This window comes from Bradyrhizobium embrapense (genome assembly GCF_001189235.2).
GTDB classification, from domain to species: domain Bacteria; phylum Pseudomonadota; class Alphaproteobacteria; order Rhizobiales; family Xanthobacteraceae; genus Bradyrhizobium; species Bradyrhizobium embrapense.
On sequence record NZ_LFIP02000007.1, the window covers coordinates 236157 to 250344 of the forward strand.

Annotated in this window: 9 protein-coding genes and 4 pseudogenes; 5 read left to right on the top strand and 8 right to left on the bottom strand. The window is 59.5% G+C overall.

Annotation, left to right across the window (positions count from 1 at the left end; all coding sequences use genetic code 11):
* Nucleotides 1-49: 49 nt before the first annotated feature.
* Nucleotides 50-2419, top strand: coding sequence for an NEL-type E3 ubiquitin ligase domain-containing protein (locus AKN83_RS28280; protein ID WP_244522135.1), 2370 nt, complete (start codon nucleotides 50-52; stop codon nucleotides 2417-2419).
* A 252-nt stretch (nucleotides 2420-2671) separates the two neighbouring features.
* Nucleotides 2672-2877 (top strand): annotated as a pseudogene (locus tag AKN83_RS28285) (phage integrase N-terminal SAM-like domain-containing protein); the annotation flags it as partial.
* 121 nt (nucleotides 2878-2998) lie between these two features.
* On the opposite strand, the pseudogene AKN83_RS42270 reads toward AKN83_RS28285, so the two are convergent.
* The 4 genes and pseudogenes from AKN83_RS42270 to AKN83_RS41920 all read right to left on the bottom strand — a co-directional run.
* Nucleotides 2999-3484: pseudogene (locus AKN83_RS42270) on the bottom strand (IS66 family transposase); the annotation flags it as partial.
* Nucleotides 3485-3522: 38 nt separating this feature from the next.
* Nucleotides 3523-4502 (bottom strand): annotated as a pseudogene (tnpC, locus tag AKN83_RS42275) (IS66 family transposase); the annotation flags it as partial.
* A 51-nt stretch (nucleotides 4503-4553) separates the two neighbouring features.
* Nucleotides 4554-4907: an IS66 family insertion sequence element accessory protein TnpB gene (gene tnpB / locus AKN83_RS28295; protein ID WP_050399869.1), complete on the bottom strand. Its 354-nt coding sequence runs from the start codon at nucleotides 4905-4907 to the stop codon at nucleotides 4554-4556.
* Between the two features lie 194 nt (nucleotides 4908-5101).
* Entirely contained in the window at nucleotides 5102-5338 is a 237-nt protein-coding gene (locus tag AKN83_RS41920; protein WP_347336839.1) for a transposase, read from the bottom strand.
* Between AKN83_RS41920 and AKN83_RS41420 the strand changes: the two are divergent.
* Nucleotides 5284-6252: pseudogene (locus tag AKN83_RS41420) on the top strand (transposase). The gene AKN83_RS41920 and the pseudogene AKN83_RS41420 overlap by 55 nt on opposite strands.
* A gap of 39 nt (nucleotides 6253-6291) precedes the next feature.
* Here the strand turns inward: AKN83_RS41420 and AKN83_RS28305 are convergent.
* Together AKN83_RS28305 and AKN83_RS28310 are read right to left on the bottom strand one after the other, a co-directional pair.
* A complete protein-coding gene (locus AKN83_RS28305) occupies nucleotides 6292-6855 on the bottom strand; it encodes a type II toxin-antitoxin system VapC family toxin (protein WP_050399871.1) in 564 nt (187 codons plus the stop codon).
* A 1-nt stretch (nucleotide 6856) separates the two neighbouring features.
* Nucleotides 6857-7195 (bottom strand): hypothetical protein, encoded by a 339-nt coding sequence (locus tag AKN83_RS28310; RefSeq protein ID WP_244522136.1) that lies wholly within the window; start codon nucleotides 7193-7195, stop codon nucleotides 6857-6859.
* Nucleotides 7196-8906: 1711 nt separating this feature from the next.
* Between AKN83_RS28310 and AKN83_RS28315 the strand changes: the two genes are divergently transcribed.
* Nucleotides 8907-10985, top strand: a complete 2079-nt coding sequence (locus AKN83_RS28315) for a hypothetical protein (RefSeq protein WP_050399872.1) — start codon at nucleotides 8907-8909, stop codon at nucleotides 10983-10985.
* An 803-nt stretch (nucleotides 10986-11788) separates the two neighbouring features.
* A complete protein-coding gene (locus tag AKN83_RS28320) occupies nucleotides 11789-12178 on the top strand; it encodes a c-type cytochrome (RefSeq protein ID WP_050399873.1) in 390 nt (129 codons plus the stop codon).
* A 692-nt stretch (nucleotides 12179-12870) separates the two neighbouring features.
* Here the strand turns inward: AKN83_RS28320 and AKN83_RS28325 are convergent.
* Together AKN83_RS28325 and AKN83_RS38790 are read right to left on the bottom strand one after the other, a co-directional pair.
* The gene (locus AKN83_RS28325; RefSeq protein WP_083992286.1) at nucleotides 12871-13104 is read right to left on the bottom strand and encodes a type II toxin-antitoxin system RelE/ParE family toxin; all 234 of its coding nucleotides are present in this window, start codon (nucleotides 13102-13104) and stop codon (nucleotides 12871-12873) included.
* Entirely contained in the window at nucleotides 13094-13372 is a 279-nt protein-coding gene (locus AKN83_RS38790; protein ID WP_083992287.1) for a type II toxin-antitoxin system ParD family antitoxin, read from the bottom strand. The genes AKN83_RS28325 and AKN83_RS38790 overlap by 11 nt, the downstream gene beginning before the upstream one ends.
* Between the last annotated feature and the right edge of the window lie 816 nt (nucleotides 13373-14188).

The window sequence follows — 14188 nt, forward strand, 5'->3', positions numbered from 1 at the left end:
TGTTTATCCAGGTTCGACGTTAGCTGCTCAGATTTGTCAGGAGAATCGGATGGATGCGTTCAACCACCTCCACCCCGTCCCAGATGTCGAGCGGGCGTACGACGACGAGCTGGGACAGCAGCAGGATTACCCAGCGGGGTTTCAGCAGCACCTGAACCAGTTGCATCCGCACGAGCGCCCGCCCCAGAATTCAAATAACCTCAGCGACCGCGACGTTGTGTCGAACAGAGATGTGGATTTTTTGAGAATGCCGCACGGGGATCGCGTCGGACAAGGCACCTCGCGGTTGCCCTCGGATTCGCCCGCCTTCTCTGGACAAGGCGTCAATCAAGATCTGCTTTTTCCAGGCGCGGATCGGAGTGGCCAGTTGCCAGCCGGCAGTTTCAGTCTGACGGATAGTTGGCACGGTGTGGATGCAGCCGATTGGCCGACGCAAAGTTTCGATCAGGAGGAGCATTGGTGGGCGGAGCCCGGTGATGTGGTGCCTGAGTGGCCAACGACCGCGGCAATTCCTTGGCAGCAAGATCTCGGAGTATCAATCCTCGGCCGACAGCCCCGGCCGGGCGATGGCAGTACGACGGACCTTGAAGACCCCGTCCTCAGGCAATCGCGGCTCGACCACATCTTGGACACCTGGGCCGGCGAGGAGGGGCAGACGCAAGACGAAGACCGCCAAGAGGCCGTAAGACGAATAAGAGCCTGGGCAGAGGCCGGCGACGTCTATGCAGGGCTGGAGCTGTATGATCTGGGCCTGACGACACTGCCTGCCGCCCTCCCGCCCGGGCTCCAGTCGCTCAACGTCAGCGACAACGAGCTGGTGCGCCTGCCTGACACCCTTCCGTCCGGCCTCCGGACGCTTGGCGCCAGCAACAACCGGTTAACCGACCTGCCCGACACTCTCCCGACCGGACTCCAGTCTCTGGTGGTCGGCAGCAACCAGCTGACCGGGCTGCCTGAAACGCTTCCCGAGAGCCTTTCGACACTCGCCGTCTGCAGCAATCGGTTGACCAGCCTGCCAGACAATCTGCCGGCCGGGCTCCAGGACCTCGATGTCCGCGGCAACCTGTTGACCCGCCTACCCGACACCTTACCGACCGGACTTCAGTCGCTTGCCCTCGGTAGCAATCGGTTGGCTAGTCTACCCGACACTCTCCCGCCCGAACTCAAAGAGCTCGAAGCCGACGGCAACCGACTGACCAGCCTGCCTGACACTCTCCCGGCCGAGCTCCTGTTGCTCTTCGCTCGCGATAACCGGCTGAACAGCCTGCCCGAGACCCTCCCGACTGAGCTCCAGAGACTCCACGTCAGCGGCAACAGCCTGTCGAGCTTGCCCGAGAACCTCCCGACCGAGCTCCAGGTGCTCGAGGCACGCAACAATCGGCTCACCAGCCTGCCAGAGACCCTGCTGACCCGGCTAGGGTCTGGGTGCATGGTTTATGTGGAGGATAATGCGCTGCCCGAGCAGGAGCGGACGAATTTGGCGGCAGCCCTGAATGCGCCGAGCTATGCCGGCCCGCGGGTCTTCTTTTCAATGGGTGGAGGAACGATGGTGGACCAGGAACGGCCGCTGTCCAATGCGGTCGCGGACTGGTTGAAGGGCGAGCCGGAGGCGATCGCCGTCTGGCAGAACTTCGCCCACGAGGAGGGGGCCGCGGAATACGCGCTCTTCCTCGACAAGCTGCAGAAGACAGTGAATTATGACAATCCCGAATTCCGAGAGGCGGTGGCCGAGGATCTACGGCAGGCGGCGATCAGGCCGGAATTGCGGCGGCAGTTTTTTGAGCTGGCCTACGGGGCGAGCGAGACCTGCCAGGATCGCGTCACCTTGACCTGGAACGGCATGCAGACCGCACGTCTGAACGCTGATGTCGATGACGGAGCCTATGACGATCGGCTCGGCGAACTCATCCAGCAGGCGCGGGTCCTGTTCCGCCTGAACGCGCTCGAGCCGATCGCCCGTCAGAAGGTCGACTCGCTCGGGTTCGTCGACGAGGTCGAGGTCTATCTCGCCTATCAGGTCAAGCTACGTGAGCGGCTGGACCTACAGCTCATCGCTCCGGATATGCGATTCTTTGATGTTGCCCACGTCACTGAAGACGACCTCGCCGCAGCCGAGATCCAGGTGCGCAACGAGGAGGCGACGGGGTTCGCCGACTATCTGGCAACTCGCTGGCAACCCTGGGAGATGGTGGTGAGTCGGATTGCCCCACAAGCTCATGCACAGATGGAGGGCCGGCTCAGGGAGGCGATGGACGAGGAGTTTCCGAGCCGCCTTGAGCAACGGCTCGCCGACCATCAGCTAACCGGAGATAGCGATGCCGAGTTGCAATTCGGAGCCCAGATTAGCGAGGAGATCGCCCGCGAGATCAAGGGCCCTCTGATGCGCCAGGTGCTTGGGGACCGCGGGCTTGAGCTGTGAAATGGCCATCCTTGCGAGGAGCGTCAATTTTACAGGAACCCATATCTCAGTGACACAGCGTAACTGGCGGCTCAGTCTTGCAAATATCGATTCGTGCCGAGCCTCTGCTAGAGCAGATGGGGTTAGTTTGAATCGATTTGGGATTGAACGAAGCCGCTGTCGCGGCATGTAGGCAGGCATAGCAAGGATTGCCTTTTGTCTGAGAGGATTGCGGGTTTTCGAAGCCCAACCCTTCAGACAGGAGGTTTTCCGATGGCTGAGATCAGCCCACTTCGCCGCCGCATGATCGAGGACTTGACGGTCCGCAATCTGTCACCGGCGACACAGCAATCCTACCTCAACGCCGCAGCGAAGTTGAGCCGGTATTTCGGTCGCTCTCCCGACCGCCTTGTCCAGGAGGATATCCGCGCCTTCCAGGTTCATCTGGTGGCGACGGGATGTCCTGGCCGGCGCTGAACTAGATCGTAAGCGCTTAGCCGGGACCCTTATTGGGGCTGGCTTGACGATTCGCGGAATCGCCACGGCATGAGGATCTTCGATCCTGCTATGAGGATGGCCGTCGATGATCGCCTCGAATGTTTCGGCGATGTAGGCAGCCGGGTTGACGTCGTTGAGCTTGCAGGTGGCGACGATCGACGCGAGCAAGGCCCAGTTTTCTGCCCCCATTTCACGACCGGCGAAGAGCGCATTTTTCCTGGTCAGGCAAACTGGCCGGATGGCGTTTTCGACCGGGTTGGTGTCGAGCTCGAGGCGCCCGTCTTCGAGGAAGCGGGTCAGCCCCTGCCAGTGATTCAGCGCATAGCGGATGTCTTCGGCAAGTGTCGAGCCGCTGGAGATCATCGACAGCTGGTTCTCGAACCACATTTTCAAAGCGGCGACGAGAGCCAACGAATGCTCCTTTCGCGCGGCGAGCCGGATGTCCGGCGATGCACCGCGCACCATGGCTTCGATGGCATAAAGCTGCGCGATGTGCCGAACGGCGGCTTCGGCAATCGGCGACTTGCTGTTGCGTACCAATTTGACGAAGCGCCGGCGCAAATGCTCCAGCAATGCACGAGCGTCCATGGCCCTTGCGGTCGAACGACTTCGTTCAACCGATCATACCCGTCATAGGCGTCGCATTGCAGGTAGCGTCCGCCAAAGCCGTTCAGGAACTGCTCAGCAAAGGCACCGCTGCGACCGGGGGCATATCGGAACAGCACGATCGGCGGACTTGGACCGCTGTGGCCGCGGTCGTCTGAGGCGATCGCCCAGAAGTAGCCTTTCTTCGTTTGGCCGCGCCCGGATCGAGTACCGGCGCCTTGGTCTCGTCCATGAACAGCCGATCCGCCATGGCCAGGTGATGGCGCATGTGTTCCGCAATGGGCTGAAGATGGAAGCAGGCGCGGCCCGACCAGTTGCCCAGTGTCGCCCGATCAAGCCGGATGCCCTGGCGCGCATAGATCTGGGCCTGACGGTAAAAAGGCGTATGGTTGGAGACGATCACGTGCGCGACGGCCGCTTCGGTCGGCAGCCCGCCGGGCACGACTTGCTCCGGTGCGTGCGCCTGCACGACGGGGCCCGCGCAGCGGCGACAGATGTATTTCGGGCGGCGCGTGACCAACACCTGCCATTGCGCCGGGATCACGTCCAGGCGTTTGCTGACGTCTTCGCCGATCTTCGTCATGGCGCCGCAACCGCACGGGCAGAGCGTGCTCGCAGGCTCGATGACCCGCTCCACCCGCGGCAAATGGGCAGGCAAGCAGCCGCGATTGCGATGAGGGCTTTGATCCGTCGCGTTCCGTGACCGGCCCTGGATCACCGCCTCGGCTCTCTCCTGCGCGGCATCCAGGATGCCTTGCGCGATCTCCACGTCTTCGAGCGGCAAATGATACTGATCTGGTCGCAGCTTCTCGGATTTCGCGCCGAACCTGTCGCGTCGTAATTCGCCGAGAATGAACTCCAGCCGGCGTCGGGCTTCTTCCGGCGCCGCCAGTGCCCCCTGATGCTCGCTCAAGGCCACCTGCGTTTGCGCCAATAGCGCCTTAAGGTGTTCGTTTTCGTCGCGCAGCGCCGCGATGCTCATGCGCCATTTCGAGCACATCGCCGCCGCGTGTGCCACGTTCAAAATAGCTGCCGAGTCATTCTGCCGCAGTTATCCCGCCGTCTGCGGGCGCCGTGCTTCTTCCGGGCGGACCAATCTCCAATCCAGCCCTTCGAACAAGGCCGCAAACATCGCCGGCGACATGCGCATCACACCGTCCGCGATCGTTGGCCAAACAAACTTGCAACCTTCGAGGCGCTTGTGCACCAACACCAGGCTCGTTCGATCCCAGACCAAAATCTTGATCAGGTCCGCTCGCTTCGAGCGGAACACGAAGGCTGCGCCGCTGAACGGGTCGAGATCAAGCATCTCCTGCACCTTCGTCGCAAGCCCATCGTGTCCACAGCGGAAGTCAATCGGCCGCGTGGCAACGTAAATCTTCAGATCAGAACCGGCCGCGATCATCGTGACGCTCGCACTGCACGGATCACCCGGGATAGCTGGTCAGCATCTATGGCCGTATCCGTCCGCAGCACGACATCACCGATCGCGATCTCAAGCTTGATCGCCGGAGCCTGACGCTCCTCCAACGCATGGTCTACGACCAGCGGCGCAAATGTCGGCGGGGACGCCTCCCACGGCGGCAACATACCTCGCCGTCAAAACCGCCGTCGCCAATCGTAGATCTGCCGGCGCGTCGCTCCGTGCTTGCGCGCCACCTCGAACACCTGAGCACCGGGTAACAGACTCTCGGCAGCGATCCGAGCTCTCTCAGCTTCCGAACGCACACGACATCCTGACGGCCCTTCAAGGATCTCCAGCCGGCTCACCGACCCCGCCGATGAGCCGTCTAAATGGACGTCAAACCTCCGTCCAACCCGGAGGCTTCTTCGCACGGCTATCCAGATCCCGAAGCAAGGGTTCTGGCTTAGCGCTTACTCCTGAGCGGACAGCGGCACAACATCAGGCCTTGTTACATCTTGTCGGTCAAGGCGACTGGTCGGATCAGCAAGCGTTGGGCAAGATCCGTGAGTTAGCGCTACCGGGCATCGAATGTCACGGAGAGATCGAAGCTTGGATCATCGATGATACGGGCTTTCGTAAGAAGGGGCGGCATTCGGTCGGCGTTGCACGGCAATTGCGGTCAGTTGGGCAAGCAAGACAATTGACAGGTTGCCGTGACGCTTCGCTCGCGAACCATCATGCGGCTTGCCGGTGGCCTATCGACTCTATCTACCAAGGGAATGGGCGACGGACCGTACGTCGGCGCAAAACCGGAGTTCCCAAGGACATCACCTTCAAGACGAAGCCGGCAATTGCACTCGATCATGTGCGCTGGGCCTGTGCGTGGGCTTGCCGCGCGGCGTGGTCCTGATGGACGCCGGCTACGGCCCGATACCGCTCTGCGTGGGAGTATACCGAACTGGGCCTGAGCTATGTGGCCGGCATCTTGCCAGAAACCCCGGTATCGGCGCTCAGAACCGGACCGCGGCCGCCGAAGAAGTGGTCGGGGAACGGACGATCTCCAAAACTGCTACGGCGTGATAGCAAACACCGACCGATTTCGGTCACGAAGCTTGCGATCGGTCCGCCAGCGCATGCTTGGCACAAGATCACGTGCCGTGAGGGCACGGCAGAACAGCTGTCTTCGCGTTTTGCTCGTGTGCGCGTCCATCCGGCGCCCGTGCTGGTAAACTCGGGCGGGCCCTCTCTCGTATTGAGGAAACAGCCGTCAGGTTCGATGCGTCGAGGTTGTTGCCGATCAAGCGGTCCCTTCGCGCGATTAATCAAGCCCGCATCCAAAAACTGAAAGGTTACGTGTGCCTTTCTGGTCGGCAAAGTCGCGAACTCACCTCCGATAGAACAACACGCGACCCAGGGGTATCAGTTGCAGCAGGTAATCGAAATCCGCGACATTGGCGGTGAGAACAGTGAATCCGGCTTTTTGGGCTTGCAGGAATAGAACGCTGTCCTGAAGCGCACGCAACTTGTCGTCCTTCTGATAGCCCTGCAGCCGGCAAAGCATGCCCGAGAGGAGCGCGGCGCGGCCAACAATCTCCACATCCGGAGCAAAGATTCGGTGAGACGGCATGCTCGAGATTGAGGCGCCGATCTGCTCGATAGCCGCGCGCGTCCCAGGATGTTTGGGATCTAGCACCCCGACTGTGTGCATCAACTCCTGGATGGCGACAGTCGAGTGGTTGGCGTGCCGAAGGTCCAATAGGTCCGCGACGATGCTTGGTGCGCGCCCCTGAAGTCCATCGATGTAGACGCAGGTGTCGAGCAGAAGCTCCTGACCCGCCTCGGGCCTATCACCAAGGAACGGAAGTTCGTGATCGGCCCGCCTCGCCAGTGTCGCGCCAGGATCAAACCGCGCCCAACGAAGCGCCGCTGCGAAATCAAATTCCGCCACGTCAGAAGCCGAGCTTGAGGTTGGGGTCGACTGAACCCATCGTCTTCCGGAACGTCTCGCTGAAATTGTCGTCGAGCGCGAGGCTCGCGAGCGCAAATTCGATGAGATCCGTGTCCGCGGCGATACCGGTCTGCTGTTTCGCTCGCTGGATCAGCTTCCGGCTGGTCCGCCCAGCGATCCGCGCCCTCTTCTCTCCGAGCAGCCCCGAATGCTCTGCCGCGCTCATGACGGCGGTAACGCGCCAGGCCGCACCAACCCCGAGCTTACCGATCTTGGTCTTGTGGCCGAGTGTGGAACGCTTGCCGCGGGATGCGGGCTTCTTTGTGCTGATTTTCGGCATTGGTCGACCTTGTATAACAAATCTCGATTTTGTTTAACATAGCGCCTTCCCTCCTCGCCTTCAAGTCGCAAGGGCGGTATCGTCGTAGACGATTTCCATCAGGAGGCAGCTACCGCCCTTCCAGTAGATTTTGGCGCTGCGCGTGGCTTCACGGGCAGGCACCAAGCCCCCCGCTGGACAGTAGCCAGCGAGATATCTTGAACGCGCTCGGATCGGCAGGGCTCCGGAAAGCTGTCGACGCCGTCTGAAGCGCACTCCGATGGAGGTGTAGCGAGACCGAACTTTGGACCACCCAAAACTAGAGTTTTGCACTTTGCTCACGTTGGCGGGCTGGTGGCGCCGACGTGGTTCTGCAGCAAAATCGGCGCTCTGTTGCCGACCCGACCAGGCTGGTGAGCCACCTGGGCTAAACCCGAGCGTACGGCAGTCTGGCGAGGCTCCGCCTACCTTGGCAGGATCACCAAGCAGGGCCGCGGCCAAGCTCACGGAATGCTTGTCGAAGCAGCATGGGCTGCAGCCCGTTCGCCGGGACCGCTGCGTGCATTCTCCAGCGTGTGGCTTCACGACGCGGCAAGCACATCGCGGCAGTCGCGACGGCGCGGAAGCTGGCGATCATATGGCATATGCTGACCAAGAGCACCGACTAGCTCTGGACGAGGCCGGCCCTGCTGGCGCGCAAGTTCCGGAGCATCGAACTGCGCGCTGGACTACCTACCAGGCATGCCAAGCGTGGATCGGCCTATGACCACAATATCCCCGCGAAGAGGGCTGAGAACGCGCACGCGTGGAATCCGCCGAGAAGGAGTATACCAGGTTCACGTCCCGGTGGCGGGCAAAGCCGCGATCCCGACAAAGCAAGGCTTCTGCGACATAGGGCTTGTCTACAACATCCGTGTCGGTTGGCTTAGCGCGCCGCGAGAAGTCCAGGGTGACACCGCGCTGGGACCGCTGTGGACGAATGATGGGTTTCGCGCGCACATGGCCGACCGCACGTGCTTCAGCAACCCGAAGGTCCCCTCAATATCTCGGCGACATCGTCCTCGCCCCGCATGCTTGACAGCGGCCAAACCAGTTACAATCGGCAGAAGGACGGCTGGACGTTTTGCGTCGAGCTAGACACTGGCTCTGCCAAGCTGCCTAGTCTCCAACATCGTGGAGCGCCGAGCTGCAGGACAAGGCCGCCCCGTCTTGGCCGGTAAAGTGGGTCGTGGAGTCAAATCTAATCGACGAGATCCCTTAGCGAGCGTTCATTCTGCAGCGTTACGGTTTTCGACCGCGCAAACGAGCAGGTCGAAGAAGGCCGATCCTGAGAGGATGTCAGTTAGATGGCGGACCGGGTCTAAACAGTAAACCAACATATGGCTTGAACCTTACGTAGCGTCAGATCGTAAGCTCCGAAGAGCACGCGCCATGCTCGCCGCAGCGGGTCATGACATCGGCAAGGCAGAATGTGAGCGCCATGGCGTAAACTGTGATGAGCAATGACTAAGGTGCGCGTGCCAAGAGATCTGTGGACGATGTAAACGTGAGAATACGTGAAGCCGCACCCGCGACTCAATTGTCTTATTGGCCTCGCAATCGCAAACAGCTCGAGCCGTAAATAGAAGCAGCTCGTCCCGAATAGGATTGTACATGCACTGTCGCTGAACGTGAAAACCGGAATTCCCTCTCATAGACGCTAGGCGCCTCCGGCGGAACCCAGGAATGACAGATGTTGGCACTTGACGCGGCAATAACTGAGATTGACCGTTCTCATCAAATACGTGAATTCTCAATCACCGTGCTCAAGCACGCAAAGCAGCTTCGGCCGGCGGATCAAACAGCGTTCCTGCAAAAGGCAGCTTCGCAGTTCCAGCTTAGATTTGTCGAATGCTTCGAGGAAAACATCCTCGCTGGGAAATCCTGGGACTATGCGACCACCTGCAATGCGATAAGCCGGGTGGGCGGGGGTGAGGCTGGGGTAACAGCCTGCGAGCGTATTGCTGCTCGCGTGTCACGGCTTGATAATGCGTTGATAAAGAAGATCGGATTCAGAGCCATTTCACTTCTCGCATCATCCTTCAGTCGGCACTTCAGAGTGACCGAATGCTGTAATGGAGCGATCCGATTGGCCGAATTTTGTGGCGATCACGAGAGCGGATTCCAGGAATTGAACAGTCAAAGTCTGGCGTCGTTGGTGAATGGCTTCAGCAAGTGGCCGAAACAAGCAGCCTGCCAGCGAGCTACGGTCGTAATCGCGAAGGAAGTCATTCGCCGAGCGGGTCGTCCTGGCCGACTCTCGGATTTTGCTCCGCAGGGACTCGCGAACTTGGTGAACGGTTTCAGCAAGTGGGCGGAGGATGCGGTCGTGCGCGAAGCCACAGGGGTGATCGCAGCTGAGATTGTCGACGGTTCCATCGAGATATCCGAATTCACCCGGCAGCATTTGGCGAACCTGGTGAATGGTTTCAGCAAGTGGTCGGAAGACAAAGGCTCTCGGCAAGCCACAATCGTAATCGCGGACGAGATCCATCGTCGAGCCGCCGGGCTCGGCGATTTCAATCAGCAGGACCTCGCGAGCTTGGTGAACAGTTTTAGCAAGTGGCCCGAAGAGGCGGCCTGTCGGAAAGCCGGGGTCGCACTCGCCTGTCAAGTCCTTCACGCTGGGGCCGCCAGACGCTCTCAATATACTCCGCAGGGACTGACCAATCTGGTGAACGGTTTCAGCAAGTGGTGGAACGAGGCAGCTTGTCGCCAAGCCGCAGTCGCACTTGCCCATGAAATCATGGCGGCTCGGCTATCCCATTATACTGAGCAGGCATTGGCGAACCTGGTGAATGGTTTTAGCAAGTGGCCGCAAGAAGTGGCCGTTCGCGATGCCACAATTGCGATCGCGAGCGAAATCATTCGCCGTCCCCGACTCTCTCAATTTACTCAACAGGGACTGACAGACCTGGTGAACGGCTTCAGCAAGTGGCCCGAGGAGGTCGAGCTTCGGAAAGCTACGGTCGCGATCGCGAGCGACCTCGTTCACCACGACGCATGGCCTTCCAATTTTAATCAGAAGGAGCTCGCCAAGTTGGTCAACGGCTTCAGCAAGTGGCCGGAAGAGGCAGTCTTTCGTGAAGCGGTAGTTGCAATTGCGAGCAAGGTGCTCTGCCGCATCGGCTGGCTGTCCAATTTAGGGCCGCAGGACCTGTCGAACCTGGTCAACGGTTTGAGCAAATGGCCCAACGAGGTAGCTTCTCGCCGAGGGACGATTGCGATCGCTGAGGAGGTCCTTCGCCGCTCCGCCAAATTATCCGATTGTACCCAGCAAGGATTGGTAAATCTGGTAAACGGCTTCAGCAAGTGGCCGGAAGATCAAGCCTGTCGCAAAGCGACGGTCGAACTGGCGCACGTCGTCCTTCGCTCTGATGTCGCTCAGTTCTCCGACTACACTCAGCAGGCGCTGGCTAATCTGGTAAACGGGTTCAGCAAGTGGCCTGAAGTAGCCACCTTATGCCAAGTGGCAGTCGAACTCGCTCGCGAGGTCCTTCGTCGCGCCGATCGTCTCGCTGATTTCACCCCGCAGGATATTGCCAATCTGGTGAACGGTTTCTGCAAATGGCCTGAGGAGGCGACCATTGGCCAAGCCGCGCTCGCACTTGCCGGTGAGGTCTATCATCGTGCCGCTCGTCTCTCGGGTTTTACTGAGCAGGGATTGGAGAATTTGATAACCGGCTTCTGCAAGTGGTCGAGAGAGCCGGCATGTCGCCAAGCTACAGTCGCGATTGCGACAGAAGTCGTTCGCCGCGCCCATCGCAAATAGTGGCTCTGCGACTTTGCTTCTCCGGGTCTGATGACTTGGTGGCTGGTCTTCTGAGCGTGTACGAGAAGCTAGCTCTGCGATGCGATAACGCGATCGTTCGAATCTACGCGCTGGGGCCCGTTGGACACGCACGTCTCGCTCATTAGTGAACCCTGCAAGATTGTTCCTGTCTATCGTCATCGCGGCTCGTCCGCCCGAAAATAGCGCGTCCTCCCCATCGCCACTAAGCCAGTTTCGCTACGCCTTATCCGTGCGACGACTATCGCGACGCTGCCCAAGGCTTCCAAGAAATGCGAACCTGGCGATGACGCCCGGACACCGCAGTGCTCTTGGCTGACCGATGCCGAAACCATGGCCAATGTTGCAAAATGCGAATTGCGCGACGCCATCGTCTGGATTCGGTCAGTGTCGAAATCGTCGTCGCTAGACGCGCCCGTTCCCTACGATCGCCGTGGATCAAATTTGTTGCGAGCTGCCCTCGGTTCGCCGTGCTGTCCGAGATCGCTAGGCTGAAGCGCGTCAGTATTTGCTGGGTTCGAGGCCGAGGCTCGTTGACAATCGCGTGCCGTTAGCTGGCAATCGAAGTTGATCGGGGTTGCCGGAGCGTGCCTTCTCTCCTGCTTTTGGCGCTTAGGTCACCCCCAAGACCAGTTCGGGCTGCAGAGATGTCGTTCGCTCGGGCAAACTGGAAGACGGCCACTGATATCGTTGAAATAGCCTTGAATCGAACGCTACGTCAGGATGTAGGCTTGGGCGCGACACCAGCCTTCTTCATGTCAGGCAGGTGAAGAAAGGATAAGTTGATGAAGGTGACGATTCTCGCTGCTCTGCTGGTTTCCGCCGGAATTGGGCAGGCGAAGGCTCAGATAGCGACGCGCGGACAATCGCAGTTCAATACCTGCAAGCCTTGCCACCAGGTGGGTGACAACGCCAGGAACGCCATCGGCCCAACCCTCAACGGGCTGATTGGACGTAAGGCGGGATCGGTTGAGGGCTATCCCTATTCAGAGGCCATGAAGAACTCTGGGATCACCTGGACCGACCACAACCTCTCCGACTACATCCACGATCCAAAGGCGACGGTTCCCGGCAATAAGATGGCTTTTGGTGGAATGAAGGACGATCAGACGATCTCAGACATCATCGACTACTTGCACACCTTCGATAAGGCGCCTGTTAAGCTTCGTCAGTGAATGGACGGGTCGGTCATAAGAACGTGAGAAAAGCTTCGAGCCGGCGGTAAGTCGTGAAGTTCGCGCTTCTTGGAGCGAGGCACCCATGATCAAGCTTGCACTGGTGCCAATATTTCCATCGGCATGGTCATCCGTAAGCCGTCGAATACGCGGCGGCTTAGCGGGTGATCGCCCGTATGTCGTGTTCTGGCGATCGAGCACAATGGCGCCGATCGCGACAAGATAGCCCCTTATATCACCGAGCGATTAGGTGATGCTCTGTACTGAATCAAGGCTGCGGCGACTGTAAGCTAACCATGATAGGTGGCTTGAAGGGGCTGAAGCTCACGCAGCTTCAGATCGTACATCCTCAAGCTTAGCGTTCTAGCAAGTGAATAGAAGGGGCAGAGAAGTGCGTTAGTGCAGGTATTGGACAAAAGAGATCCGTTGATCGTCCTCCATGTTGTGAACCTCGAGTTCCAGACTTTTGCAGCGACCACCCCATTCATGGTCATGACTGTCTTGGCATGGATCGCATCCCTCGTGGCTAAGGGTCACGTGCCGAGCATAGCCACTGTACAACGTCAGCCCGCACCTCGTAATTGTAAAATCGTAAATGCGATTGTGCGACGGCTGACAAAGCAAGTTCTCAGTCGAGATCTTCCGGCGTGATATCGCGAGCACCGTGCAGCAGTCGCACCATCTCAACGCCGTCAGGGAAAGGCTTCGTAGAAGAGTACGTAGTTGCCGACCGGGAAGCTCCGAATGCTCATACCCAACTCGGGCCGCTGTCGGCCCGCCAGTGGATTCTCGCCAAGCATCTGAAAGACGTTGCCGATTCGATCGAGCACGCGGTCCGCAGCGGCGATATTGTCTGATGCGATGAAGAGCCAAATCTCGTCCAGGTCGGTCTCGGCCTGGGGCCGCCTGGTGAGATTACCCGCCATGCTTCCCGGCTCTCAGCCGTTCACGTCCTCGGGCCTTAATTTGTTCGACCAGTTCGCCGGGCTCAAACGGCTCGGCTGGACCGCTTTCAAGGCCTTCCTGTATGGCAGCACGCAATGCTTCAAGCTTCGCCTTGCGACGCTCCTCGCGTTCTTCAACAAGGCGCAGTCCCTCCCGCATCACTTCGCTAGCGGTTGCATAGCGACCGCTGTCGACGAGATCCTTGATGAAGCTCTCGTAGTGCTTGCCGACAGTATAACTCGTGGCCATACGCACCTCCTTGCCTCATAATATATTACTTTATGCTATAGCCCGCAAGGGGTTTCCAAATACCGCGCCTCGGTTCTCCAGCCACGTGGGGCTATAGAAGGACGGGGGCAAACGGTTGATAAGTGACGAAATCACTTGGCTCAGCCCGTCCGAGGCGCCTTTGCTAGCGCCAACCACCTTCCTGTGGGAGGCATGAACAACGACCAAGGAGGTCAGCCCGCAATGCCCTGAGCACGGGCCCACTATTCTGCGGCGGAGGCCGGGCCTCCACGACGAGCCGCCGGACTTGTCGCGCCGGCGCCTTGAGATTGGCGATAGCTGCGAGAATCGGCACAAGCGCACCACCGAGAAAGATCCCGGCCCGATGACTCGTAGCGCCATCTCTCAATTTTAGGGCGGGAAAATGGGTGACCTTAGTGCCGGCTGGTCAGCGTGATCTCGAGCTGATTTCTCTGGCTGACCAACGCGCCGTTCGTAATTGGCGGCCAGCTGCAACAAGCGCGCCTTGATGAACGGGTCAGCTTGCTCGGCAAGTTCCCGCACGGTCCGCGCCCTCTCTCTACAAAACTCGTCGTCCATGACATCCTACCAGAAATTGTCTCGCTGATAATGCCAGTTGAGAAGCGGGACTGCATATGACCGAGGTTACACTGCAAGATATTTCCTCCAGTCCCAGCCCTTGGAAGCAAGATGTTCGCCTCATTTAGCAACAAGGGTCGGCGTGTCCTTGCCCTTTCCGCCAGGCGACTTTGCACGGGCAGGTCCTGTTCGGCGGAACGACCACTGTGAACCGCTCAGAAAGCGGCGAGGAGATCG